The organism is Mycobacterium sp. Dal123C01, from assembly GCF_052566995.1.
This window is the reverse complement of the sequence record NZ_CP199580.1, coordinates 2068870-2092713: the sequence shown is the minus strand read 5'-3', so window position 1 is coordinate 2092713 and position 23844 is coordinate 2068870. Positions and strand designations below refer to the sequence as shown.

The 23844-nt window shown below is 64.7% G+C and carries 22 protein-coding genes and 1 pseudogene; 9 read left to right on the top strand and 14 right to left on the bottom strand.

Going from position 1 to position 23844, the window contains the following annotated elements:
* Positions 1-5 precede the first annotated feature (5 nt).
* From ACTXG5_RS10030 to ACTXG5_RS10000, 7 genes are read right to left on the bottom strand one after another with little or no spacing between them, the layout of a single operon-like run.
* Positions 6-1004, bottom strand: a complete 999-nt coding sequence (locus ACTXG5_RS10030; RefSeq protein ID WP_445163512.1) for a cyclase family protein — start codon at positions 1002-1004, stop codon at positions 6-8.
* Entirely contained in the window at positions 991-1821 is an 831-nt protein-coding gene (locus ACTXG5_RS10025) for a coniferyl-alcohol dehydrogenase (RefSeq protein WP_445163511.1), read from the bottom strand. Before ACTXG5_RS10025 ends, ACTXG5_RS10030 begins: the two co-directional genes overlap by 14 nt.
* 20 nt (positions 1822-1841) lie before the next feature.
* On the bottom strand, positions 1842-3146 hold the full coding sequence (locus ACTXG5_RS10020) for an LLM class flavin-dependent oxidoreductase (RefSeq protein ID WP_445163510.1): 1305 nt from the start codon (positions 3144-3146) through the stop codon (positions 1842-1844).
* An 18-nt stretch (positions 3147-3164) separates the two neighbouring features.
* Positions 3165-4862 carry an FAD-binding protein gene (locus tag ACTXG5_RS10015; RefSeq protein WP_445164348.1) on the bottom strand — a complete coding sequence of 566 codons (1698 nt, stop codon included), beginning with the start codon at positions 4860-4862 and terminating at the stop codon, positions 3165-3167.
* 11 nt (positions 4863-4873) lie between these two features.
* Complete coding sequence (locus ACTXG5_RS10010; RefSeq protein ID WP_445163509.1) at positions 4874-5791, bottom strand: 3-carboxyethylcatechol 2,3-dioxygenase; 918 nt, start codon at positions 5789-5791, stop codon at positions 4874-4876.
* The gene (locus ACTXG5_RS10005) at positions 5739-7451 is read right to left on the bottom strand and encodes a bifunctional 3-(3-hydroxy-phenyl)propionate/3-hydroxycinnamic acid hydroxylase (RefSeq protein ID WP_445163508.1); all 1713 of its coding nucleotides are present in this window, start codon (positions 7449-7451) and stop codon (positions 5739-5741) included. Before ACTXG5_RS10005 ends, ACTXG5_RS10010 begins: the two co-directional genes overlap by 53 nt.
* Positions 7451-8314, bottom strand: coding sequence for an alpha/beta fold hydrolase (locus ACTXG5_RS10000; RefSeq protein WP_445163507.1), 864 nt, complete (start codon positions 8312-8314; stop codon positions 7451-7453). Before ACTXG5_RS10000 ends, ACTXG5_RS10005 begins: the two co-directional genes overlap by 1 nt.
* Positions 8315-8441: 127 nt before the next feature.
* Between ACTXG5_RS10000 and ACTXG5_RS09995 the strand changes: the two genes are divergently transcribed.
* A complete protein-coding gene (locus ACTXG5_RS09995) occupies positions 8442-9119 on the top strand; it encodes an IclR family transcriptional regulator (RefSeq protein ID WP_445163506.1) in 678 nt (225 codons plus the stop codon).
* 14 nt (positions 9120-9133) lie between these two features.
* Entirely contained in the window at positions 9134-10747 is a 1614-nt protein-coding gene (locus tag ACTXG5_RS09990; RefSeq protein WP_445163505.1) for an FAD-dependent oxidoreductase, read from the top strand.
* A 128-nt stretch (positions 10748-10875) separates the two neighbouring features.
* On the opposite strand, the gene ACTXG5_RS09985 is transcribed toward ACTXG5_RS09990, so the two are convergent.
* Complete coding sequence (locus ACTXG5_RS09985; protein ID WP_445163504.1) at positions 10876-12078, bottom strand: sensor histidine kinase; 1203 nt, start codon at positions 12076-12078, stop codon at positions 10876-10878.
* A 113-nt stretch (positions 12079-12191) separates the two neighbouring features.
* Here ACTXG5_RS09985 and ACTXG5_RS09980 point away from each other — a divergent pair, with 113 nt between their 5' ends.
* Positions 12192-12845 (top strand): response regulator, encoded by a 654-nt coding sequence (locus ACTXG5_RS09980; protein ID WP_445163503.1) that lies wholly within the window; start codon positions 12192-12194, stop codon positions 12843-12845.
* On the opposite strand, the gene ACTXG5_RS09975 is transcribed toward ACTXG5_RS09980, so the two are convergent.
* Entirely contained in the window at positions 12838-13734 is an 897-nt protein-coding gene (locus tag ACTXG5_RS09975; protein ID WP_445163502.1) for a thiamine pyrophosphate-dependent enzyme, read from the bottom strand. The genes ACTXG5_RS09980 and ACTXG5_RS09975 overlap by 8 nt on opposite strands.
* A 125-nt stretch (positions 13735-13859) precedes the next feature.
* Positions 13860-14747 carry a methylmalonyl Co-A mutase-associated GTPase MeaB gene (gene meaB, locus ACTXG5_RS09970; RefSeq protein ID WP_445163501.1) on the bottom strand — a complete coding sequence of 296 codons (888 nt, stop codon included), beginning with the start codon at positions 14745-14747 and terminating at the stop codon, positions 13860-13862.
* A gap of 251 nt (positions 14748-14998) precedes the next feature.
* On the opposite strand from meaB, the pseudogene ACTXG5_RS09965 reads away from it, so the two are divergent.
* The 4 genes and pseudogenes from ACTXG5_RS09965 (at position 14999) to mbp1 (ending at position 18817) form a co-directional block, all read left to right on the top strand.
* Positions 14999-15870 (top strand): annotated as a pseudogene (locus tag ACTXG5_RS09965) (proline iminopeptidase-family hydrolase).
* Positions 15871-15985: 115 nt separating this feature from the next.
* The gene (locus tag ACTXG5_RS09960) at positions 15986-17539 is read left to right on the top strand and encodes a sulfatase-like hydrolase/transferase (RefSeq protein ID WP_445163500.1); all 1554 of its coding nucleotides are present in this window, start codon (positions 15986-15988) and stop codon (positions 17537-17539) included.
* Positions 17540-18451, top strand: coding sequence for an HAD family hydrolase (locus ACTXG5_RS09955; protein ID WP_445163499.1), 912 nt, complete (start codon positions 17540-17542; stop codon positions 18449-18451). It abuts the gene before it with no gap.
* 123 nt (positions 18452-18574) lie between these two features.
* Complete coding sequence (mbp1, locus tag ACTXG5_RS09950) at positions 18575-18817, top strand: microaggregate-binding protein 1 (protein ID WP_445163498.1); 243 nt, start codon at positions 18575-18577, stop codon at positions 18815-18817.
* 39 nt (positions 18818-18856) lie between these two features.
* On the opposite strand, the gene ACTXG5_RS09945 is transcribed toward mbp1, so the two are convergent.
* The 4 genes from ACTXG5_RS09945 to ACTXG5_RS09930 are packed head-to-tail and all read right to left on the bottom strand — an operon-like array spanning position 18857 to position 22999.
* The gene (locus ACTXG5_RS09945; RefSeq protein WP_445163497.1) at positions 18857-19624 is read right to left on the bottom strand and encodes an enoyl-CoA hydratase/isomerase family protein; all 768 of its coding nucleotides are present in this window, start codon (positions 19622-19624) and stop codon (positions 18857-18859) included.
* A gap of 1 nt (position 19625) precedes the next feature.
* The gene (locus ACTXG5_RS09940) at positions 19626-20714 is read right to left on the bottom strand and encodes an acyl-CoA dehydrogenase family protein (protein WP_445163496.1); all 1089 of its coding nucleotides are present in this window, start codon (positions 20712-20714) and stop codon (positions 19626-19628) included.
* On the bottom strand, positions 20701-21606 hold the full coding sequence (locus ACTXG5_RS09935) for an acyl-CoA dehydrogenase family protein (protein WP_445163495.1): 906 nt from the start codon (positions 21604-21606) through the stop codon (positions 20701-20703). The genes ACTXG5_RS09940 and ACTXG5_RS09935 overlap by 14 nt, the downstream gene beginning before the upstream one ends.
* A complete protein-coding gene (locus ACTXG5_RS09930; protein ID WP_445163494.1) occupies positions 21584-22999 on the bottom strand; it encodes a class I adenylate-forming enzyme family protein in 1416 nt (471 codons plus the stop codon). The genes ACTXG5_RS09935 and ACTXG5_RS09930 overlap by 23 nt, the downstream gene beginning before the upstream one ends.
* Before the next feature lie 117 nt (positions 23000-23116).
* On the opposite strand from ACTXG5_RS09930, the gene ACTXG5_RS09925 reads away from it, so the two are divergent.
* Complete coding sequence (locus ACTXG5_RS09925) at positions 23117-23482, top strand: 2Fe-2S iron-sulfur cluster-binding protein (RefSeq protein WP_445163493.1); 366 nt, start codon at positions 23117-23119, stop codon at positions 23480-23482.
* Positions 23483-23511: 29 nt separating this feature from the next.
* Positions 23512-23826 (top strand): hypothetical protein, encoded by a 315-nt coding sequence (locus ACTXG5_RS09920; RefSeq protein ID WP_445164347.1) that lies wholly within the window; start codon positions 23512-23514, stop codon positions 23824-23826.
* Positions 23827-23844 lie beyond the last annotated feature (18 nt).

Sequence of the window (23844 nt, the reverse complement as noted above, 5' to 3'; positions counted from 1 at the left end):
GTCCGTCACTTGATCGCGATCGGGTTGACTGGGGAGCCGACCCCGCCGACCACGCTCAGGGGCGGGGCGACGAGCTGGAACTCGTAGACACCGTCGGCGGCGCAGTCCTCTGCCAGCGGGGTGAGATTCCAGTATTCGCCGAAGATCATCCCCATGTCGCGCAGGCAGAGCAGATGCAGGGGGAAGGTTACCCCGTCGACCCCGGACTCCAGGTCTTCGACCTGAAGGTTGTCTGCGGTCACGGCGGCGATCTCGCGATCATGCAGCCACTGCGCACATCGCCAGTCCAGTCCGGAATAGCCTTCTGTCTTGTTCCCGGTCATGAGAAACCTTGTCCACCAGCCGGTCCGGATCAGCACAATGTCGCCTCGCCCGATCGTCACGCCCTGCGCGCGGACCACGTCGTCGAGTTCTTCCGGGGAGATCGGGTTTCCGGCTTCGAGGAAGACGTCGGCCCCCCGATGCCGAACCAGGTCCAGCAGCACACCGCGGGACGTGATGCCCTTGACGTCAACCTTGTCGATGCCGCAGTGGTAGGCGCCCATGCTGGTCACCGAATCCGCCGGGAAGCCGTTGTAGAGGTAATCGTCGTAGTAGACGTGGGACAGCGCATCCCACTGGCTTGCTGCCTGCAACGGCATGATGATCATGTCGTCGTTGAAGCGGAACGGGTTGTCGGCCGTCATGTAGCTACTCAGCTGCTGGGCCATCGGGTTACGCGGCCAGGTCGGCCCGTACTTGGCCAGCGTGTTCACGTCGCCGCCGTCGACGGTCATGATGTGGACCGGGTTATGCCGAAACTCGAAGGCACCCTGCGGACCCGAGGCACCGAAGTCGACGCCGAGCGCAAACACCTTGCCATGCCTGACCAGGCTCGCGGCCTGTGCGACCTTGTCCGCGGTGATGAAGTTCAACGTGCCAAGCTCGTCGTCGGCGCCCCACCGTCCCCAATTAGAGACGTCACGCGCGGCCCGCCGAAAATCAGTCAAGTCAGCTCGACTCATCTGGAGGGGCTCCTTCCTCGAGTTCACGGGCGATCGCGGCACCCACGTTTCCGCCGTCGACCCAGATGACCTGTCCCGTGATGTAGCTGGCTGCACGACTATTCAAGAAGAGCAACACCGTAGCCTGCTCGGTGGGGTCGGAGACACGACCCAGGGGCTTGGGAATGTCGTCGAGAAAGCCCTGCCCGTACGCCGTCCGTAACTGATCAAGGATCGGGGTCTCGGTGACCCCCGGGCCGGAGCAGTTGATCCGGATGCCCCGGGCGCCCAGCGGCGTGGCGCTTCGCATCGTGTAGAAGATGATCGCTTCTTTGGACAGTTGGTAGCCGTTGCCCAGCGCATCCGGATGGTCGTGACACCAGTCGATGCCCTCTTGCATCGTCACCGTATTCAGCAGCGGGGCCACCGCCTCCACATGTTCCCGATAGGCGGCCGCCGCGAGCGAGGAAACGCTCACGACGGACGACCCCGCGGCCATCTTGGGAACCAGCGCCTCGGTGACATGCCGCAGGCCCAGGAAGTTGATCGTGGCAACCAGCGACGGGTTGCCGATCCCGGACGAGACCCCGGCGACGTTGAAAAGCGCATCGACCCGCCCGCCGATGGACGCTACCGCTCCATCGATCGACTCCTGGTCGGCGAGGTCGAACTCATGGAAGTCGTTGACGCCGAAGGACGGTCGGCGCTTGTCCAGTCCGACGACCTCGGCCCCCAGTTCGGTGAGTTGTCGCACCACCTGTTCGCCGATGCCCGACGCACATCCGGTCACCACCGCACGGCGGCCGTCGTATCGCCACAGTCCGTCGATTGCTGCCAAGGCTTAACCGGCTTCCGGAATCACGTGCTGCGCTCCTCCTTGGCGCGCTGCGCCGCCTGGACACGGCCCTCGTTGATCTCGGCCATGGCCTCGGGGATCTCGCTAGCAGTGAACTTACCGCCACGACCGGTGGGGAGGCCGCCGAAGGAGTAGTTTTCATCGAATTTCGGTGCGGTGGATTCCTTCCGCCTCGCCTCGACCTTTTCGATGACGGGCGCCAGCCGCTTAGCCTTCTCGGCCACCGCCTTTTGGTCGCGCTCGATGAACTCGGGCAGCACCTCTTTGCCCATCAGCTCGATGGATTCCATGGTGCCCTCGTGGCTGCGTGGATTGAGCAGCAGGATGATCTCGTCGACGCCGCTCTCCTCGTAGCCACGCAGGAATTCGCGCACGGTGGCCGGCGATCCGATCGCGCCGCGTCCCGGGCCGTAGGCCAGCGTCGGATCCTTTTCGACCTCTTCGAGGTAGCGCTTCCACACTCCGGTCCGCCCGGGGGTGTGCACGCCAGTCATGTAGTAGTGCATGATGCCGAACGAGAAGAATCCGCCGCCCTGCCCGAGGCGCTGCAGGGCCTGCTCATCGGTCTTGGCGACCATCATCGACAGGTCGCCGCCGATGGCCAGGATGTTCGGGTTGATCTGCGGTGTGACCGGCACACCGTTCTCCTCGAACTCTTTGTAGTAACCGTTGACTCGCTCGGTCAGCGGTCCGGGACCGGTGTAGGCGAAACTCAATGCGCCGATGGCTTTTTGGGCGGCCATCTGCACGCTCGCCGGCCGGGTGCAGGCGACCCAGACGGGCGGATGCGGCTTCTGCAGCGGCTTGGGCACCACGTTGCGGGCCGGCATCTGGACGTGCTCGCCCTTGAACCCTGAGAAGGGTTCCTCGACCATGCACCGGATCGCGACCTCGAGGGCTTCTTCCCACTGCCCGCGCTTGTCGGCGGGATCGATGTTGAACCCGCCCAGTTCGCCGACGGAGGAGGATTCGCCGGTGCCGAACTCGACACGCCCATTGGACAGGAGGTCAAGGGTGGCAATGCGTTCAGCCACCCGTGCGGGGTGATTCACCGCGGGCGGCAGGTGCATGATGCCGAACCCGAGCCGGATGTTCTTGGTCCGCTGACTGGCCGCGGCCAGGAATATCTCCGGCGCGGTGGAGTGACAGTACTCCTCGAGGAAGTGGTGCTCGGTCAGCCAGACGGTAGAGAACCCCGCCTTATCGGCGGCCTCTACCTCGTTCAGGCAGTCTCGCAACATGACATGTTCGTCATCCGGAACCCACGGACGCGGTAGGGCGAACTCGTAGAACAGTGAAATTTTCATTGTTACCTCCTCAAGAGATTAAGCCTGGCTGGCAAGGTGTTTCGCGGCGACAAAGCCGAAGGTCATGGCGGGACCGATGGTCGCTCCGGCACCCGCATAGCTGCGGCCCATCACCGGCGCCGAGGTGTTACCGACCGCATACAACCCGGGCACGATGGTGCCGTCGGGCCGCAGCACTCGGGCGTATTCGTCGGTCAGCAGACCACCCGAGGTCCCGAGATCGCCGAGGACGATTCGGAACGCGTAGTAGGGCGGGTCACCCAGCGGATACAGATTGGGGTTGGGCAGCGTCGGATCGCCGTAGTAATTGTCGTAAACGCTGTCTCCTCGGTCGAAATCGTCGTCGTGACGCTTACGCGCGAGTTCGTTGAAACGAGCCGCGGTTGCCCGGAGTTCGGCTGCCGGGACGCCGATTTTGGTTGCCATGTCGTCCCAGCTGGTCGCCGCTTTGACCACGCCGGATTCCAGCCAGGCCGACGGCACCTTACGGCCGGTGGGGACCGGAGCGCCGGGGATTTTCGGTATCGGGAGGTGGCCGCCGACGACATAACGATTCCACGACCGGTGATCGGTGATCAGCCAGCACGGGATGTGAGTGACTCCGGACTTCTGCCCGTCGATCATGGCGTGGCCGAAGTCCATATACGGCGCCGCTTCGTTGATGAAGCGCTTGCCCTCGCCGTTGACGATGAACTGCGCCGGCATCATCCGCTCGTTGAGCATGAATTGCATTCGGCCATCGGGCCATTGGATGGCCGGGAACCACCAGGCCTCGTCGAGCAGGTCGGTTGCGGCGCCGACCTTTTGGCCGGCGCGGATGCCGTCACCCACCGCGGCGGGATTGCCGAAGCTCCAGTCCTGGTCCACCACGGGTAGCTGCTCCTTGCGCCAGGCAAGGTCGTGGTCGAAGCCGCCGGAAGCCAGGATGACTCCTCGGCGCGCACCGATCCGCTGCTTGGCGCCGTCACGTTCGAGCACCGCTCCGGTCACTGATCCGTTTGCGTCGGTGAGCAACTCGGTCATCGGTGCGTCGAGCCACAACGGAATACCACTCTCTCGCATCGCGAGCCGAAGCCGTGCGGCCAACGACTGCCCGATCGCGGCCATCCGCTCGTTGAATGCTCTCGCCTTGACCATTCGCCAAATCAACTTCAGCAGCACACCCTTACCGGCCCAGGACTGCCTGATCCGGTAGAAGGCCCGAAGTTCCTTGGGGCCCAGCCAGATTCCCCTGGGCGCAAGCGCGAGCGGCTTGAGCATCCTCTGTTCGTCCGGGCCCAATTTGCGCAGATCGATGGGCGGCACGTTGATCGTGCTGCCGAGTTCGGAGCCCCCCGGCAATTCCGGGTAATAGTCGGCGTAGCCGGGTTTCCAGACGAACTCAAACCAGCCCGACAGTTGTTCGAAGAACTCGAGCATTTTCGGTGCCGACTCGACGTACTGCCGGATGCGCGCCTCGCTGACCAGGCCGTCGGTGATCTTGAGGAGATACTCGACCACGCTTTCGGGATCCGGGGTGTAGCCCTCCCGGCGTTGCGCGGGCGCTCCGGGTACCCAGATGCCGCCTCCCGACAAGGCGGTGGAACCGCCGAAATAGGAGGACTTTTCGACCACCAACGCGTCGAGCCCGGACGCGTGCGCGGTCAGGGCGGCCGCCATGCCGCCACCGCCAGACCCGACGATCAACACGTCAACGACGTGATCCAAACCGTCCATATCCACATCCGTCATGTCGGCACTGCCGTCCTGATGGCGAACCCGGCGATCAGCGCTTCGGCCGGCTTGTAGTAGCGCAGCGCAGTCTGATACGGTCCCGCGGTTTCCAGTGCGGCGAAAGCCGCTATCCACGTTCGTATTTCGTGGGCGGAGCCACCGCCCTCGTAGAGTACGAACGCGTTCGACCAGTGATCGAACTCGGCGAGCCGGCCGGTGTCGATGATCTCCAGGAAACGATGGTCCCACGCCGGGTTGAGAGGTTGCAGGTCACTCTCGCCACCGGCGAACGCCTTGGCCGCCGCGATGACGGCCGCCTGCCGGGCTTGCCGCTGCTCGGACGTCATCGGCCGGCCCTGCACGATCCGCTCCAAGACCGCTGGCGGTGCGGTCGCCAGCGTCGGCACCGGCGGACTGTGCGAGAGTCCACCGGATCCAATCACCAAGACCCGCTTGTCCAGGGTGGCCAGAAAGGTGCCCACGGCGGCGCCCAGCGCCCGGCACCGATGCAGCGGTCCCAGCGGCACCGCGACCGCATTGATGAAAACCGGTATCACCGGACGCGAGGTGGCATCCCCGAAGAGCTTCTCCAGCGGCTGCACGGTGCCGTGATCCACGTCCATGCTGGCCGACACCGCGATGTCGACACCGGCGTCGAGCACGGCATCGGCACACTGCGAGGCCAGGTCCGTCGGAACGTTGAGCCGACCGGCATGTGTGCCGTAATCACCAACTCCGTTGGCGTTCAACCCGATACAGAACGGCGGCATCGCCTTGTAGAAGAACCCGTTGTAATGATCCGGGGAAAAGATCACGACGAGTTCGGGATCGTAATCGCGGACGAATTCCCGCGCCTGCGCGATGCCGCCTTCGATATCGTCAAGCAGGTCCCGCGACGGCCCCGGAAGATTCAGGAGCGGGCTGTGGGACATACAGCACAGAGCCATTGCCACTGTCGACGTCACCCCCTCCCGGGATGAGCGTCAAAGCATCAAGCAGCGACGCGCTCAGCTCGGGAGCCAGCTGCGCGATACAGGCAGCCGCGATGCACCGATCGGGACGCAGGAAGACCACCGATTCCTGGTGCCTGTCGAACCAGCCCTTCAGGCCGCCGGTGCGATCGCCCACGACGACGACATCCGGATCGTCGTGCCCGGTCCAGTGCAGCTGAGTCGACGGCCGCAGTGCAACAAAGCGGGCGCCCAGCAATTTCCACTGCGCGAAGGCCTCATCGCCGAGAATCTTGCGCGGGTTGTTGTTCCAGCACAGCACGGCGAACCAAGTGCCCAGCACGTCGTCCAACAGGACATCTGCCTGTGTCCGGGTATCAACCCGAGGCTGAATGAACAGGGTGCCGACGGGCGATTCGGCGCTGCGCGGTACCGAGTGCACGACGGCCCCTTGCTCGTACCGCGGCATCGGCTTGAACCGCATCTCCAGCACATATCGCTTGAGCGTGGGCACAATTGACGCCGACCGCACCAGCAGGTCGCGTGCCGTGGCGATACGTCGGTTGGTCGGCGAGATGACTCGACCCACCATGGTGGAAAGGTCGATCATCGCCCGCGCGTGCTTGCGGCGCTCCACGTCGTAGGTGTTCAGCAGTCCGTCGTCGGCCCGGCCGCTGACCACCGCCGCCAGCTTCCAGCCCAGGTTGGCCGCATCCCGAATTCCGCTGTTGTAGCCCTGCCCCTGCCACACCGGCATCAGGTGCGCGGCGTCGCCGGCCAGCAGCAACCGGCCGCTGCGGAACGCGCCGGCAATGCGCGAGTGGTGTGTGTAGATCCGGCGCCGGATCACATCGACCCGGTCGGGGTTCGGCACCATGCGGGCCAGCATCGCTTTCAGGAAGGCCGGATCCTCGGCCTCCTCATCGGATTCGTCGGCGTGAATCATGAACTCGAAGCGGCGAATCCCGTGCGCGATCGAAATCGAGGCATACGGACGTTCAGGGTCGGCCCCGACCTCACTGTTGGGGTGGCCCAGCGGATCGTTGGCGATGTCGACCACCAACCAGCGCGTCGACGACGTCGTGCCGTCGAAGGACACGCCCATCATCCGGCGGGTCATGCTGCGGCCGCCGTCGCAGCCCACGACGTAACGCGCCCGCACCGTGGACGCGTCCGGATCGCCGCCAAGCTCAACCGTCACCGCATCGGCGGTTTCCTCGCAGGCCGTCATCGGCCGGCTCCACCGCACCTCGACACAGTCGAATCTGTCAAGACCAGAAAGCAATTCGGCGTCGACGAGCGGTTGCACGAACCCGTTGCGCTTCGGCCAACCGAAACGCGCATCGGGCGGCGCCATTTCGGCAAGCACCCGGCGTTTGGCATCAACGAAACGCAGGATCTGGTTCGGGACCGTATGCGGCAGGACTCGGTCGACCAGACCAATCGACTGGAAGGTGCGCAGCGCCTCGTCGTCCAGGCCGACCCCGCGTGGGTAATCGATGAGGGAGTCTCGTTCATCGACGACCAGCGTGTGAATGCCCTGCAGGCCAAGGATATTGGCGAGCGTCAAGCCGACCGGGCCCGCGCCGACGATGACAACGTCGACATCTAGGCCTTTCGGTTCGTGCCCGGCGCTCCCCATCAGCGCCCCAGCAGGAAGTCGAGGTGCAGGCGGTTGAAGGTCTTGGCGTCCTCGTACTGCGGCCAGTGACCACAACCCGGCATCACTTCGAAGCGCGCGTTCGGGATCATCGACGCCATCCGGCGTCCCTCGGTCACATCCGCGGTGGGGTCGTCACTGGTCCACAGCACCAGCGTGGGCGCGATGATCGACCCGTATTCGTTCGGGCCGAGGATGTTGCGCGCGCGAATCTCGGGGTCCTGCAACGCCATGATGTCGCTCATGGCGGAAACGAATCCCGGTTGGCGATATATCCGTTGGCGGCTGGCGACCAGGTCGTCGTAATCCTTGGTCTTGTCGGCCATCAGCCATTTGATGCGCGCTTGCACCGTTTCCCAGGTCGGGTCCTCGGCGGCGGCCATGGACAGCGTGATGATCCGTCGCATCACGACGGGATCGGCTTGGGAGCCACCGGCGGTGTTAAGGACCAGTCGTTCAACCACATCCGGATGGTCGACGGCGGTGCGGGCGGCCACCCAGCCCCCGAGCGATTCACCGCTGATGTAGGCACGATCCACACCGATGGTGCGCAGCACCGCCAGCAGATGCTCGACGTAGTGGCTGACTTCCAGTGGGTGGCCCGGCTTGTCGGTGTAACCGTGGCCCAGCATGTCGATCGACCAGGTCCAGAAATGCTCGGCGTGCGCGCCCAGATTGCGGACATAGGCCTCGGCGTGGCCGCCGGATCCGTGCAGCAGCACCAGCACCGGCTTGCCGGGATCGCCGGCGCGCAGGTAGCGGGTCCTGACGCCCCCGGCGTTGAGATAGCCCTGCTCAAACGCGACACCTTGGAGATCGCTCCAGATGCTTTCGAACTCCGCCACGGTTCCTCTCTGCCCACTACTGGTGGAAATCTGGTTCTCGTTTTAGACTTATCTCGTGTGCGAATATCGCACACTAGCGTGCGTTATATATTAGAGCTTCGCTCTCGCATGGAGGTCTGTCAAGACTGTGACGGGTTCGAGTACCGGCTCGCAGACGCTGGCCAGGGGAATTACCGCGCTGCAAATGGTGGCCGCTTCCCCGACCGGGCTGACGGTGCAGCAACTCGCCGACCAAGTCGGCGTGCACCGGACCATCGCCTATCGCTTGTTGTCGACGTTGACCCAGTTCCGCTTGGTGGCCAAGGGAGAAGACGGGCGTTATCGGCCGGCCGCGGGCTTGGCAGTGCTCGGTGCGTCGTTCGACCGCAATGTGCGCCAACTGAGTCTGCCGACGCTGCGCGCCCTGGCCGACGAGCTGGGCACGACAGTGTCGTTGCTCGTCGCGGAGGGTGACCAACAGGTGGCGGTCGCGGTGATCGTGCCGAGCCACGTCGCCTACCAGCTGTCCTTTCACGAGGGCAGCCGGTATCCCCTGGACCGCGGCGCCGCCGGAATCGCCTTGCTCTCCAGCCTGCCGCCGCGCCCCGGTGAACGGGACTTGGTGTCGCGGGCGCGCGAGCGTGGCTGGGTAACGACTTATGCAGAGATCGAACCGAATACGTACGGCCTGGCCGTGTCGGTCCACCGCCAAGCTCCGTCCCCACCAACGTGCATCAACCTCATCTCGCATCGGGAAGATGTCGTGATGCGCGGGAGGGAGGCGGTCGTCAAAGCCGCGAAGCAGTTGTCCGAGCTGCTGAGTTGAAGGGATAGCAGTTGATGTCTTGGGACTCCGAAGTCGATGTCGTCGTGCTCGGCACTGGCGGGGCGGGGCTCACCGCCGCACTGTCAGCGGTGGCCGCCGGCGCCTCTGTCGAGGTGTTCGAGAAGGCCCCGACCGTCGGCGGGACCACCGCGGTGTCGGGTGGCGTCGTGTGGATTCCCGCCCATAACCGTTCTCCCGACGGCGAATTGACTCAAGACGACGCGTTGAAGTATTTGCGCGCACAGTCACTCGGCACGATGGATGACGCTCTGGTCGAGACGTTCGTGCGGACCGGCCCGGCGATGCTGGAATTCGTGGAGGCGCACAGCGGTCTGCGCTTCGAAGTCGCTACCGGTTTCCCGGATTACCGGCCGGAGCTGCCGGGAGGACAGCCGACTGGGGGCCGGTCGCTGAGCGCGGGACCGTTCGACCTCAACCAAATCGGCGAGTGGGGCAGCCGGATCACATCGTTTCCCGCCGACTGGTCCAACGTCGGCTTCGATGCCGAAACCCGCGCTCGCCTGCACGCGGCGATAGAGGAAGGCAGCGATCTGTGCGTGGCCGGCACCGCACTGATAGCCGGGCTGCTCAAGGGATTGCTCGACGCGGGAGTAACCCCGCACACCAACGCCCGGGCTGAAGAACTCATCGCCGAGGGCGCAGAGATCACCGGGGTCCGCATCGCGCTGTCCGGGCGGACCATCAACGTGCGCGCGCGCCGCGGCGTCGTCCTGGGTGTCGGCGGCTTCGAATGGGATCCGGGCTTGGTCCAGGCATTCCTGCGGGGCCCGATGCACGGTGCGGTCTCCCCGCCGAACAACACCGGCGACGGGCTGCGCATGGCGATGGCACACGGCGCGGATTTGGCCAACATGGGCGAAGCATGGTGGGTCCCGATCGTCCAAATCCCCGGCGACACGATCGAAGGCAAGCAGCGCAGCCGCAGCGTGCGGCTGGAGCGCACTCGGCCGAGGAGCATCATCGTCAACGAGGCGGGGCACCGATTCGTCAATGAGGCTTGTGATTACAACTCGATGGCCGGCGCGTTCCACTACCTGGATCCGCGAGGCGGGTACGTCAACGATCGCGGATGGATGGTCTTCGATGCAGTTCATCTGCAGCGCTACGGATTTCTGGGTATCGGGCCCGGGGAGCCGGTTCCCGACTGGTTCTGCGAATCCGCCGACCTGAACGAACTGGGTGCCAAGGCAGGTATCGATGCCGACGGCCTGATCCGCACGATCGACGAGTGGAACCGTCATGTCGCGCAGGACGCCGATCCCGACTTCGGCCGCGGTTCCAGTGCGTACGACGGCTATTGGGGCGATGACAGTGCCACCACAGCTGCCGGAAAGACACTCGGCCCGATCGACACCGCGCCCTATTACGCGGTCCCGGTGTGCATCGGCGCGATGGGCACCAAGGGCGGACCGCGCACCGACTACGACGGCCGCGTACTGCACGTCAGTGGGGAACCTATCCCGGGCCTGTTCGCCGCGGGCAACACGATGGCCGGTGCGACCGGCCGGGCTTACGGCGGCGCCGGCGGAACCATCGGCCCGGCAATGGTTTTCGGCTACCGCGCGGGTTACGCCGCCGCCACCGGGAAGTCCGTCGACCTGCAGTAGCCGGAGCTCGGCCCGTTCATCGCGACACATAAACCTCGGCGAAGACACGCCGGGCAGGGTCGCAGCAGTTTATGTCTCGCGGCCAGCCGTTGTGGAGAACGAGGACGGGAAGCGCGCGCCGGAGCCGGTCACGACTTCAGCGGTACTTCCACGCAGATGTGGGTTCCCACAGCGGCATCGAGGAAGATGAACACGCCGCGGGCGGCGTCCACCCGGGCCCGGTGTGACGCCAGCCCGATGTGGCCCTCCCCCAGTCGGCGTTCCATCGTCTCGCTGCTGAATCCCACACCGTCGTCGACCACGTGCAAAACACATCTGTCGTCGGAGATCCCGAGCGTGAGCGATGCGTGGCGGGCTTGCGAGTGCTGCACCACATTGGATACCAGTTCGCGTACCACGCCGAATACGATCGGGTCGACCTCGTTGCGGATCGGGTAATCGATGTCGGTGGAGATCTCGATACCCGAACGCTGCGCCGTATCGGAGGCCAACTGATGCACCGCGGCACCCAGACCAACCTGCTCGAGCACGGCCGGGTGCAGCTCGAAAGTGGCCTGCCGCAGGCTTTGTGAGGCAATGTGAAGACCGGCTAGCGCGCGCTCGACGCGCTCGTCGCCGGGCAGCGCCGTCTCCAGCTCGACGAGTTCATGGCGCACCGCCAGAATGTCTTGAAGTGGTCCGTCGTGAATTGATTCCGAAATCCGGCGCTGCAGCACATCCGACGCGGTCATCGTCTGAGCAAGCAATTCCTCCCGCAGCACGCTCAGGCCGGCCACCGAGCGGGTGTGCCGGTCCGCGATGCGCACGGCCACATACGCGGTGGCGCATAAGAACCCGTACAGCACAAAGCGGAAGGTGGCCTCGAACAGTCCGACCGAACGCAGCATGTCCGGGTCTTGGAACACCGCGATCGCGAACCCGACCATGGAAAAGGTCAGCACCAACGCGGCACGCTGCGCAGAGACGTCAAGGCCCAGCAGGATGGGCAGCATCGTCATGATCAGCAGTGGATAAATCGCGCCGGTGGACAGCAACTGAAAGACCGTCAAGGCCACGACGTCAATGACGGTGAAAGCAAACGGCTCAAGCCGGCCTAGCGCAACCCATCGACGGATCGGGGTGAATGCCAGAGCTACGGCGCAAAGTGCGACGAACGCGTACGTGACGATCAATAGAATCTGATGCGGCCATTCGGATCGGCTAGTGCCGATGATCATCGCGGCGACCATCAGTCCCACCACACCGATCCGCACCACCGACGCAATTCGATACGAGCGAAGCTGGTGAACCCTGCGCACCCGTTGCAACTCTGCGTCGCTGGTATCCGCCACGCGAACACAGTACTCATCTGTGCTCGCCCCTTCGAGGCTACGTGGCAAAACCCGCATCAGGTCGTCCGCGGTGGCGAACGGCGCTGGTAAGGCAAACCGCTACACTGTCCGCCATGACCGGCGCAGCAACGCCCGAGAAGGTCAGTGTCGTCGTCGGCGATGACCACCCGCTCTTCCGCGAAGGCGTCGTGCGCGCGCTTGCGTTGAGCGGCTCGGTGAACGTCGTCGGCGAGGCGGACGACGGGACGCAGGCACTGGAGCTGATCAAGGAGCACCGTCCCGACGTTGCGTTGCTCGACTTCCGAATGCCCGGCATGGATGGCGCCCAAGTAGCGGCGGCGGTGCGAAGCAACGAATTGCCGACGCGCGTGCTGCTGCTGTCGGCTCACGACGAGTCGGCCATCGTCTATCAAGCGTTGCAGCAGGGCGCCGCGGGCTTTCTCCTCAAGGATTCGACGCGTACCGAGATCGTCAAAGCCGTGCTCGATTGCGCGAGCGGACGCGATGTCGTGGCACCCTCCCTCGCCGGGGGCCTTGCCGCACAGATTCGCCAGCGGGCCGAACCGACGGCTCCCGTCCTCAGCGCTCGCGAGCGCGAGGTGCTCAATGGGATTTCTCGCGGTCAAAGCATCCCCGCGATCGCGGCCGAGCTGTTCGTGGCGCCGTCCACAATCAAAACGCATGTGCAGCGGCTATACGAGAAGCTCGGGGTCAGCGATCGCGCGGCTGCTGTCGCCGAGGCAATGCGGCAAGGTTTGCTCAACTAGCGGCCGGCCACGCTTCCGGCTCCCGAATCGGTGCCGGCTCCTCGGCCCGGAACATGGCCTTTGCGTGCGCCTCGGCCTCGGCGACCAGGCGGCGAGCTCGGCGCTCTACCTCGTAGAGGTGGCTGGCGCCGATGCCAGCGCCGACCAGCTTTTCCCTCGCCAGGACCAGCGGGTCCACCGAGGAAGCACCGTTGGTGCGCTGGGTGACCGCCCGAACCAGGACGGGACCTCCGCCGGCACCCGCCCGTCGCGCGGCGGCGGCGACCGAGTCACGAACCGCCTCGGCGTCGTTGCCGTCGACGGGCAGCACCGGGATCCCGTGGTACTGGCTCGCGTTGGTGTCACGGACATTGTCGACGACGAACACCACCGGAAGCTGCCAGGACATCGCGATGTTCGCGGCCTCGGCGAAGTCCGCGGAGTTCGTGTCGCGATCTTCCATGACGCAGACCGTGACCTCGCGATCGTTGATCAGTTGCTTGCCGTAGGCGTGTCCCACAGCCAGCAACGGCGACTGCTGCAAAGCGCTTGAAAGAGAAGACAACCCACGAACCGAAGCCACAAACCGAACTTCCTCGTCACCGTCCGAGCCGAAGCTGGGGCACATCAGCGCGGCGATAGCCGGGCCCAGCGGCATCGCGCAACCGATCTGCTGGGCGTGCTGCAGATGGATCATGCCGGTGGTCATGGTGTCACCCGGACGAAGTGCCGCAGCGGTGCCGATGGCCACCGCCTCTTGGCCGAACGCCGCCTGTACGGGTTGGTTGAGCAGACCGTCGATCCGCAACTCCTCCACTGCCATGTCGAGCAGGCGCAAGACCCACATTTGGCGGTACAGCTCCAGCTGCTCACGCAACCGCGCCGCTGACATCTCAGGTGTGCGAGTCATCTCCGGTCTCCTAACTCGTCGTGGATACAGAAATCAAGTTAGGCGGATTTACCTGGGCAGACCTCCGCCGATCGGACCGCAAACGGGATGAACTCCCTGTCCCCCGATTGGGGGACAAGCGACCGTCAATCCTTGCGCTGACCTGCGCGCGACAGCAGTCGCGCCGCGGCCGAATACGGGTCGTCCTGGCCGTCGACCACTGACTCCGCCAGCCCGTCGAGATCCGGCTGGGACCGCAGCTGGCTTTGTGCCAGCGAAAGAATCTGGGCTCGGGCACGAGCCAGCCGACGCTGACGGCTGTCGGTGCGGCGATGGTCGTCGATGGCGGCGACGAGGTCGGCGATACCCTCGCCCCGAGCGGCGATGAGGCTCACGATGGGAGCCTTGGTCTCGGCCCGCAGATCCCGGACGGTCTGTTCGGCACCATCCCGATCGGCCTTGTTGACCGCCACGATGTCGGCGACTTCCAGAACCCCCGCCTTGGCGGCCTGGACTGCGTCGCCCGCGCCCGGGTTGAGGATGACGATGGTGGGGTCGGCGACGGCGGCGATCTCGATCTCCGACTGCCCCACCCCCACGGTTTCCAGCAGAACCATGTCGTATCCGATCGCACCGAGCAACCGGATGGCAGCCGGAACCGAAGCGGCCAGGCCTCCGAGATGACCGCGGCTTGCCACCGAGCGGATCAGCACCTCAGAGTCGTTGATATGCGCGGCCATTCGGATTCGGTCACCCAACAGCGCGCCACCGCTGAATGGCGACGACGGGTCCACGGCCAGCACGGCTACCCGGCGGCCACGTTCGCGATAGGCGCCGACGAGGGCGGCGACCGTGGTCGACTTACCCGCACCGGGCGGTCCGGTGATACCGACGACACCCACCTCGAGGGCAGTGGCCGGGCCGATGCTGGCCAGCACCTCGTCGCGCCGTTCCCCCTCGACGAGGCTGAGCAGCCGACCCGCCGCGCGCGGAGATCCGTTGCGCGCACCGGCAATTAGGTCGGCGATCGTCATGGACACATTATGGCGCCGGGACCTCGATGGACACGATGACAGCTTCGGGCACGGGTCTTCTCCAGTTCAGCCGGCACGATGCGGGACTCGAGAGAGCTGGCCGCACATTCATGAGAACAATATTCTCTCAGTTAGAGAGTCGCAGTTGCAAGAAGCTGGGCGCGGGCCCCGGCTCGCCAAAAGGGACGCGGACTACCATTTCGTGCCATCCGCGGACACTGCTCACGAGAGGTAGGAGGCGGCGGCCAGTAATGACTCAGTCGGAGGGGACGATCGCGGTCCCGGGCGGAAATGTGTGGTTCAAGCGTGTCGGCGGTGGCCCGGGCCTTCCGCTCCTTGCCATTCACGGTGGGCCCGGCGTACCGCACAACTACCTGCTTTCGCTGGAACGCCTGGCCAACGAGCGTGAGGTCATTTTCTGGGACCAGCTTGGTTGCGGAAACTCCGAATGCCCGTCGAACGCCCAACTGTGGACGGTGGAACGCTCGGTCGCCGAAATGGATGCCGTCGTCCAAGCGCTCGGCCTGGAACGCTTCCATCTGTTCGGCAATTCGTGGGGCGGAATGTTGGCGCAGCAGTACGTGCTCGACGTCCCGTCGACCGCGGTCAGCCTGACCATCTCGAACAGCATCGCGTCCATACCCTTGTTTTCGGACATGGTGGCTCGGCTGAAGCGCGACTTGGACCCGGCTACTCAATCCGCCATCGACCGTCATGAAGCCGCCGGCTCGACGCACGCACCCGAATACCAGGACGCCATCCGTACCTGGAACGAGACGTATCTCTGCCGCGTTCGGCCCTGGCCGCGCGAGCTCCAAGACGCGTTCCTGCGCATGGGAGCCGAGGTCTTCGAAACGATGTTCGGCCCCAGCGACTTTCACATCGTCGGGACCATTCGCAGCTGGGACGTGTTCGACCGGCTAACCGAGATTGCGATGCCGACCCTCGTCGTCGCGGGCAGTACGACGAATGCGCCCCCGAGCACATGTGGGAGATGCACCAGCGTATTAAGGACTCGCGGTTCGAGTTGTTCGAGTCGAGTTCTCACATGCCTTTCATCGAGGAGCCGCACCGGTTCGACGGCGTGATGCGGGACTTCTTGCGGCACCACGACGACGGCTGAACAACTCGGAGTTCACCCGGAAAGCCCGGCCTGACCCCTGCCGCCCGGCGGTTCGGATGGCTAACGTCAGCGGTGAGCGGATTCCGTTGTCAGCTGCACGAAACGAGGTACGGCCATGCCGGACAAGAAGCCGAACATTCTGGTGATCTGGGGCGACGACATCGGGATCAGCAACCTGAGTTGTTACAGCGACGGCCTGATGGGATATCGCACGCCGAATATCGACCGGATCGCCAACGAAGGAATGCGCTTCACCGACTCCTACGGTGAGCAAAGCTGTACCGCGGGGCGCGCTGCGTTCATCAGCGGGCAAAGTGTGTATCGCACCGGCATGAGCAAGGTCGGGGTGCCCGGCGCCGACATCGGTTGGGCCGCAGAAGATCCCACCATTGCCGAGCTGCTCAAGCCGCTGGGCTACGCCACCGGGCAGTTCGGCAAGAACCACTTCGGCGACCTCAATAAATACCTGCCGACGGTGCACGGATTCGACGAGTTCTTCGGCAACCTCTATCACCTCAACGCCGAGGAAGAACCCGAACAATTCGACTACCCCCATGCCGACCAGTTCCCGAGGCTGTATGAGTTGGTGTTGCCGCGCGGGGTTCTCAAGTGCGGGGCGATCGACGAGGTGTCCACAGCACCCGACGACCCGAGATTCGGGCCCGTCGGCAGGCAGATGATCGAGGACACCGGCCCGCTGGACCGCAAGCGGATGGAGACCATCGATGACGACATCACCACAGCTACGGTCGACTACATCACGCGTCAGCATGAGGCGGGCACACCGTTTTTCGTGTGGATGAACACCACGCATATGCACGCGTTCACGCACACCAAGCCTGCGAGCCGCGGGCAGGCCGGGTTGTGGCAGTCGGAGTACCACGACACCATGATCGACCACGACCGCAATGTCGGTCAGGTGCTGGACTGTCTGGACGAGCTGGGAATCGCCGAGGACACCATCGTCATCTACTCCACCGACAACGGGCCACACCGCAACTCCTGGCCGGACGCCGGGACCACACCGTTTCGCAGCGAGAAGGACACCAACTGGGAGGGCGCATTCCGGGTGCCCGAAATGATTCGGTGGCCCGGCAAGATTCCCGCCGGCGCCGTGTCCAATGAGATCATCCAGCACCACGATTGGCTGCCCACCCTATTGGCTGCCGCAGGCGAACCAGCCATCATCGACAAGCTCAAGAACGGCCACACCGTCCACTTACAGGGCGAAGACAAGACGTTCACGGTGCACATCGACGGGTACAACCTGCTGCCGTACCTCACCGGCGAAGTCGACGTCAGCCCGCGGCGTGTGTTCTTCTACTTCTCCGACGACGGTGACCTGGTCGCGATGCGCTTCGAGAACTGGAAGATCGTGTTTTTGGAACAACGCTGCCAGGGCACGTTGCGGATCTGGGCCGAGCCTTTCACCCCGCTGCGGGTGCCCAAGCTGTTCAATTTGCGCACCGACCCGTTTGAATACGCCGACCTGACGTCGAATACCTACTACGACTGGTTCTTGCGCCACGACTACTTCGTCTTCTACGCGACCGCGATGGCGACCAAGTTTCTGGAGACCTTCGAGGAGTTCCCGCCCCGACACCCACCGGCCAGCTTCACCATCGACCACGCGGTGGAGAAACTGCACGCGTTTCTGGCGAAGGACTAGATGCTCGACACGTGGCGGGATGGGCGCGCAAAGTCGGCGATCGTCGAGTTCGTCGGGCGCGTGACGAGTGCCGGACCGAGTTTCGTGGCCGCCGCAGAACGGGTCGCCGTGTTCGACAACGACGGCACCCTGTGGTGTGAGAAACCCGCCTACGTTCAGCTGGACTTCCTGGTCCGACGGCTGGCGACGCTGGCCGAGGCCGACGCGTCGCTGAAAGCCCAACAGCCTTACTCGGCTGCGGCGTCCGACAATCTCGCGTGGTTCGGCGATGCCATTACCAAGCACTACCAGGGCGACGACCAAGACATCAAAGCCCTTGGTGCAGCCATTCTTTCGGCCAACAGCGCGATCACCACCGACGACCACGCCGAGCGCGTCAAAGCCTTCTTCGAAACCGCTCAACACCCGATCCTGCGCCGCCCCTACACTGCCTGCGGGTATGTGCCAATGGTCGATTTATTGCGCTACCTGGAACACCACGGGTTTACCTGCTACATCGTCTCCGGCGGCGGCCGCGATTTCATGCGACCGATCACCCAGCTCATGTACGGCATCCCGCCCGAGCGAGTCGTCGGCAGCTCGGTCGGGCTGGAATTCCGGGACGGCAACCTCTACACCACCTCCCGCCCGGAATTTCTCGACGACGGTCCCGTCAAACCGGTGCGGATCTGGGGCCGGACGGGACGGCGGCCCATCTTCGCCGCGGGCAACTCCAACGGCGACATCGAAATGCTCCAGTACGCCGCCGGTCAGAACAGGCCATCGCTGTCGATGTTGGTGCTCCACGACGATGCCGAACGCGAATTCGGCTACACCGAGGGCGCGGAGAAAGCATTGACCCTGGCCGGGCAACGGGGTTGGGCCGTCGCCAGCATCCGCGACGATTGGACCACCGTCTTCGCCGCGTCCTGAACGTCGGCGCAGGTAGACGGTCAGGGTGACCGACGCCACACCAGACACGCTGATTAAAACGTTGGTGTCCCACCCTCTTCGGGTACGGGTCAGTAGACCGGCAAACTACGAAGGGGGCTCAATATGAGTGACCGCGACAATGGACTCGTGGAAGGCATCAAGGGCGTCGTCGAGGACGCCATCGGGAAGACCAAGGAAATCCTCGGCATCCTGATCAACAACGAAAGTCTCCGCAAGGAAGGCCGCGCCCAGCAAGACAAGGCGCAGGCGCAGCGCGACGTGGCTAAGAAAGAGGCACAGGCCGAGGCTGCGCGTGGGGCCGAGAAGACTGCCGAGGCTCGTGAGAAGGCAGCCGCTAAGAGCTAGTCACGCAACCGTCCAAGAACTGAGCCGCATTTTCGCGGCTCAGTTTTTGGCGGCGTTGAACTTGGCCACGTTGGCCCGGAAGTCCTCGGTCAGGAATGACTGGCTTTCGGCCGAGAGGGCATAGTCCAGGCTGGCGAGCACCGCACGCTCCAGATGAATGTTGAGCACCCGCTTGGTGCTCTCCACGGCCTGCTGCGGCAGCGCCATAATCTTTTTGGCGCAGGCGATTGCCTCTGCCACGGGGTCGGCCGCCACGTGGTTGGCCAGCCCTAGGTCGACGGCGCGCTGGGCTTTGATGCGGGTGCCGGTCAGCGCGTATTCCTTGGCCAGCAACAGGCTGATGTGCAGCGGCCAGGTCAGCGGTCCACCGTCGGCGGCCACCAACCCCACCTGTACATGTGGATCGGCGAGGTACGCGTCTTCGGCGATGTAGACGATGTCGCTCAGCGCGACCAGGCTGCAGCCCAGACCGACGGCGGGGCCATTGACGGCCGCTACCACCGGGATTCGGCACCGCGCCATGCCCAGAACGATCTCGCGTCCGTCCCGGATGGTCTTGGCCCGCAGGTCGGCGTCGTTCGCAAGTTGCTCGAGATAACCGAAGTCGCCGCCGGCCGAAAAAGCCCTACCGGCACCGGTGATCACCGCCGCGCGGGCGGTCGGGTCATCGGTTAATCGCTGCCATATACGAGCAAGCCCGGAGTGTAGGTCGTCGTTGACCGAGTTCAGCGAATCCGGCCGGTTCAGCGTGATGATGCGCAACGCGCCGTCGGCACGGACATCGATTTCTGCAGGCATGTCGTACACGTCAGACTCCCAATCCCAAGATTCGCGAAGCGATGATGTTTTTCTGTATCTGTGATGTCCCGCCCATGACGCTTTGCGCGCGGCTGTACAGGTAGGCGCCCAACAGATCTGGGTCGCGGGTCCCGGTCACTGCCAATGCGGCGTGCCCCACGGATTGTTCAACCCAGGTCATCAGCAATTTGTCCAGCGAGCCTTCCGAGCCATGCGACACCCCATCCAGCTGTTCGGAGAGCCGCCGCCGCACGTGGTGGGTCAGCATATCTGACTGAACCGCCGCCCACGCCAGCTCTTCGGATACCTCACCATCGTTGCGCGCCAACAGTTCTCGGACAAGTTTGCCGTAGCGCGCGGCATAGCCGAGCGTCGAGGGCTCCCGCTCGTGTCCGACGACGGTCATCGCCACAGCCCAGCCGTCACCGGGGGCACCGACCATCCGGTCCGCCGGCACCGTGGCGCCGTCGAAGGACACCTGACCGAACTCGTTGGTTACCCCGTTCATCATGCGCAGCGGACGCTGTTGCACGCCAGGCTGTTTCATCGCGATCACGAACGCCGACAGACCCCGGTGCCGCTTGGCGTCGGGATCGGTACGGGCTAGTAGTAGACACCAGTCGGCCACGTCGGAGTAGCTGGTCCAGATCTTGTGCCCGTGCACGACATAGTTGTCGCCGTCCCGGGTGGCGGTCGTGGTCAGCGACGCCAGATCCGAGCCCGCGCCCGGTTCGCTGAAGCCCTGGCACCAACGCTCGGTGCCGTTGATGATGCCGGGCAGGAAGCGTTTACGAAGCTCGTCGCCGCCGTGCGCGCCGATACCGTAGACCAGATAGCCGACGCTGGGGCGAGGCGGGGCGCCGGCTCGCACGAGCTCCTCGTCGACGATGACGTCGTACACCGGCGCCAGGTCCTGTCCACCCCAATCGCGTGGCCAGGACAGGCCGAAAAAGCCGTTCTCGTACAGGGCGCGATGCCAGTCGGCCATGCGCGCCCAATACTCGTCGCCCGAGCCGGAAAATTCCTTGGCGTGCGCCGAAAGCCAATTTCGCAGCCGCTCCCGGAAGGCCGCCTCTTCAGCTGAGTCACGAAAGTCCAAGATCGATCTCCTTCAACGTCACTGGCCACAGCTCTGTCGATGTCAGGGCGCGGCGCAGATAGACATGGACAATGCACTCCCAGGTATTACCGATGCCGCCGTGTACCTGAACCGCGGTCTCGCAGACCGTTCTGGTGGCACGCGCGCAGTAGACCTTCGCGATCTGGGCGGCCCGGATGGCTTGCGCCGGAGCAAGTTCGTCGACGCCCCACGCGGCATGTCGCAGCACGCTAACCGAACCTTCAATCAGGGCAACGCTTTCGGCCAGCAGGTGGGCGACGGCTTGATACGAGCCGATCTGCTTGCCGTACTGCTCGCGAATCTTCGCGTAGTCGCAGGCGACGGCCTGCGCGCCCCGAGCAACTCCGACCAGATCCGCCGATGTGGTGACCAGCGCGAGCGCCTGCCATCGTGCCGCCGCTTCGTCCGGCAACTCACCGAGCGTCTCGGGAGACCCCACCAATTCGGTTTCGGCTCTGGTCAAATCGGCACCGTCGCGCACGGCGCCCAGGTTCGCGGCCAGCACCGTGTTGCCGGAGAGCGACAACGCGCGCCGGGCGCCTCGAGCGTCGATCGCGCGGTCATCGACCGCTATGGTCGACGCGCCGACATCGGTACCGATGCGATGTGCCAAGTCGTCGGCCAGCACCGGACCGAGGAACGGTGTGTCGACCAGTCGTCGTCCGAATTCCTCAGCGACAATCGCGACTTCGACGCCGGAGGCTCCGTCGGAGCGCAGCGACCTCCAGCCCGTCGCCGCAATCTGCTTGTCTAGACGCGCGATTCGGCGGTCGTCATCGAGGTCCTGAACCGCAGCCGGCCCAAGATCATCGGCCAGCTTCGCGGCAGCGTCGCGTAACTGTTGCTGTTCAGCTGTCAGACGTACATCCATAGCGCTCCTTCAGCACTCGGCGCAGCACCTTGCCCGACGGCAGGCGGGGAATATCGGGCACAAACACGATCCGGCTCAGGTGTTTGTAGGACGCCAGCTTCTCGTCCACCCGGGCGGTCAGGTCGGCGGCGACCGCCTCCGTGTCAAAGGGAACGCACGCGGCGACCGCGGCAACGACGGCTTCCCCGTTGATCCCGTCCGGAACCCCGAACACCGCACAGTCTTTGACGGCGGGATGACCGTGTAACACCGTCTCGATTTCGGCTGGTGCGACTTGAAACCCGCGCACCTTGATCATCTCTTTGAGGCGGTCGGTGATCCGCAGCCAGCCGTCGGTGTCGAGCCAGCCCACGTCGCCGGTGCGATACCAGCCGTCGCACATCGCCTCGCCGGTCGCCTCGGCCGGCAGGTAGCCGGCCATCAGCGATGTCGACCGCGCCTGAAGCTCACCGACCTCTCCCGGGCCGACCGGCTCACCGGTCGTCAGCGAGACCACCCGCAGATCCACCCCAGGCACCGAACGCCCGACCGTGTCGAGCCGGGCCCCATCAAGCGGATTGCACGCGATCACAGGCAGTTCCGTGGTGCCGTAGGCCGGAACCCACCCGACGCCGGTGCGCCGAGTCACCGTCTCGGCGACGCTGGCGCTGACCGGCGTTGCGCCCCACATGATGAAGCGCAGTGACGACAAGTCGTACGACTCCAGCGTCGGGTGCGAGGCGATGGCCAGGGCGATCGGCGCAACCGCTATTTCGATTGTGATGCGGTCCTTTTCGATGTGATGCAGCATCTGGTCGATGTCGAAACGGGGATGCAGTCGCAGCCGGGCGCCGGTGCGCAGCGCCGTGACGATGTTGAGCAGACCAAGGATGTGCGACGGCGGTGTGGCGACCTGTATTCGGTCCCGCCGCGTTAGCTGCAACGCGTCGCGCCAGTTCAGCACCGCCTCGAGCAACGCTGCGTGGGTGTGCCGGACGGCCTTGGGTAAACCGGTCGTGCCCGAACTGAACACCAGCACCGCGTCGGCGCGCGGTGGCGCGGACATCGATATTGGCTCCGCGGGGGTGACGGGTTCGTCAAGGTGCAGCATCGGCATCAGGCCGGCCAGCACCGGATGGTCCCCGACCGCGTGACTGGGGTTGGTCAGCGCCAGCGCGTGGTCGACCTCGTCGTGCTTCCACGCGGGGCTGATCAGCACCGCCGTCGCGCCCAGCCGCCAGATTCCCAGCAGGACGGCCACGAACTCCGGCCGGTTGGAGGACATAAGGGCAACCCGCTTGCCCGCGGCGACTCCGTGTTTGCCCAGGGCCGCGGCCAGACTGTTGGCCAGCGTGTCGAGCTGAGGCAGGCTGAATTGCCGTTCCTCGCACACGAGCGCGGCCGGCTCGGTCACGTCCCGTCCTTCCCTTCAGGCCAGGCTGACCCGACATCGGCGCAGCTGAGAAGATGCTATCGCTTAGTGAGAATAGTATTCTCTATACTGAAGAACGCAAGTACGGGCGGGGCGGCCATGGTGGAACCCGAAGCGTTCCAGCACGCGGCGGTCACCGCGATCATCGAGGAGATTCCAAGGGTGGCAGATCCGACATCAAACGGTGCCGAGCCCGGCACGGTGACGATCTACCTGGAACGCAAGAAGGCGACGGTGGCCCTGGTTCCCGGCGAGACGCTCCTGGAAAGCGCGCGGCGGGCCGGCCTGGATCCCCCGTTCAATTGCGAGGCCGGCAACTGTGGTACCTGCATGGCCCGCCTCGAGAGCGGCCACGCGACCATGCGGATTAACGACGCTCTCGACGACGACGAGGTGGCCGACGGCTACATTTTGACGTGCCAGGGCGTACCCGATACGGATTCGGTCATAGTGCGCTACGAGTAGTCACAGAGAGGTGGCTTCAAATGTCCAAGATGGCCAAGGGCGTCATCCTCGTTGAGAGTCGACCCAGTTCGCCCGAACGCGAGCAGGAGTACAACACCTGGTACGACGAAGTCCATCTGGGTGAACTCGTGGCTCTCGACGGATTCGTTTCGGCGCGGCGGCTGCGCCCGGTTAACGGCGACGGCCCCTATGTCGCCATCTACGAGATCGAGGGCGACGATCTGCAGGCCGTGTTGGACAACATGATCGCCAACGCCGGCCAGCTGACGATGTCGGACGCATTGCTGTTGGATCCCGCGCCGATTCCGCGGCTGCTGGCAACGACTACCGAGTGCGACGGCTAGCTGAGTTCGGCTGCGCCA

Coding starts and splice junctions, on each gene's coding strand:
- ACTXG5_RS10010 (WP_445163509.1), bottom strand. CDS start 5,791: ATGTCCCACAGCCCGCTCCTGAATCTTCCGGGGCCGTCGCGGGACCTG.
- mbp1 (WP_445163498.1), top strand. CDS start 18,575: ATGAGTGACCGCGACAATGGACTCGTGGAAGGCATCAAGGGCGTCGTC.
- ACTXG5_RS10015 (WP_445164348.1), bottom strand. CDS start 4,862: ATGGACGGTTTGGATCACGTCGTTGACGTGTTGATCGTCGGGTCTGGC.
- ACTXG5_RS09980 (WP_445163503.1), top strand. CDS start 12,192: ATGACCGGCGCAGCAACGCCCGAGAAGGTCAGTGTCGTCGTCGGCGAT.
- ACTXG5_RS10005 (WP_445163508.1), bottom strand. CDS start 7,451: ATGGGGAGCGCCGGGCACGAACCGAAAGGCCTAGATGTCGACGTTGTC.
- ACTXG5_RS09920 (WP_445164347.1), top strand. CDS start 23,512: ATGGCCAAGGGCGTCATCCTCGTTGAGAGTCGACCCAGTTCGCCCGAA.
- meaB (WP_445163501.1), bottom strand. CDS start 14,747: ATGACGATCGCCGACCTAATTGCCGGTGCGCGCAACGGATCTCCGCGC.
- ACTXG5_RS10020 (WP_445163510.1), bottom strand. CDS start 3,146: ATGAAAATTTCACTGTTCTACGAGTTCGCCCTACCGCGTCCGTGGGTT.
- ACTXG5_RS09960 (WP_445163500.1), top strand. CDS start 15,986: ATGCCGGACAAGAAGCCGAACATTCTGGTGATCTGGGGCGACGACATC.
- ACTXG5_RS10030 (WP_445163512.1), bottom strand. CDS start 1,004: ATGAGTCGAGCTGACTTGACTGATTTTCGGCGGGCCGCGCGTGACGTC.
- ACTXG5_RS09935 (WP_445163495.1), bottom strand. CDS start 21,606: ATGGATGTACGTCTGACAGCTGAACAGCAACAGTTACGCGACGCTGCC.
- ACTXG5_RS09990 (WP_445163505.1), top strand. CDS start 9,134: ATGTCTTGGGACTCCGAAGTCGATGTCGTCGTGCTCGGCACTGGCGGG.
- ACTXG5_RS09955 (WP_445163499.1), top strand. CDS start 17,540: ATGCTCGACACGTGGCGGGATGGGCGCGCAAAGTCGGCGATCGTCGAG.
- ACTXG5_RS09975 (WP_445163502.1), bottom strand. CDS start 13,734: ATGACTCGCACACCTGAGATGTCAGCGGCGCGGTTGCGTGAGCAGCTG.
- ACTXG5_RS09925 (WP_445163493.1), top strand. CDS start 23,117: ATGGTGGAACCCGAAGCGTTCCAGCACGCGGCGGTCACCGCGATCATC.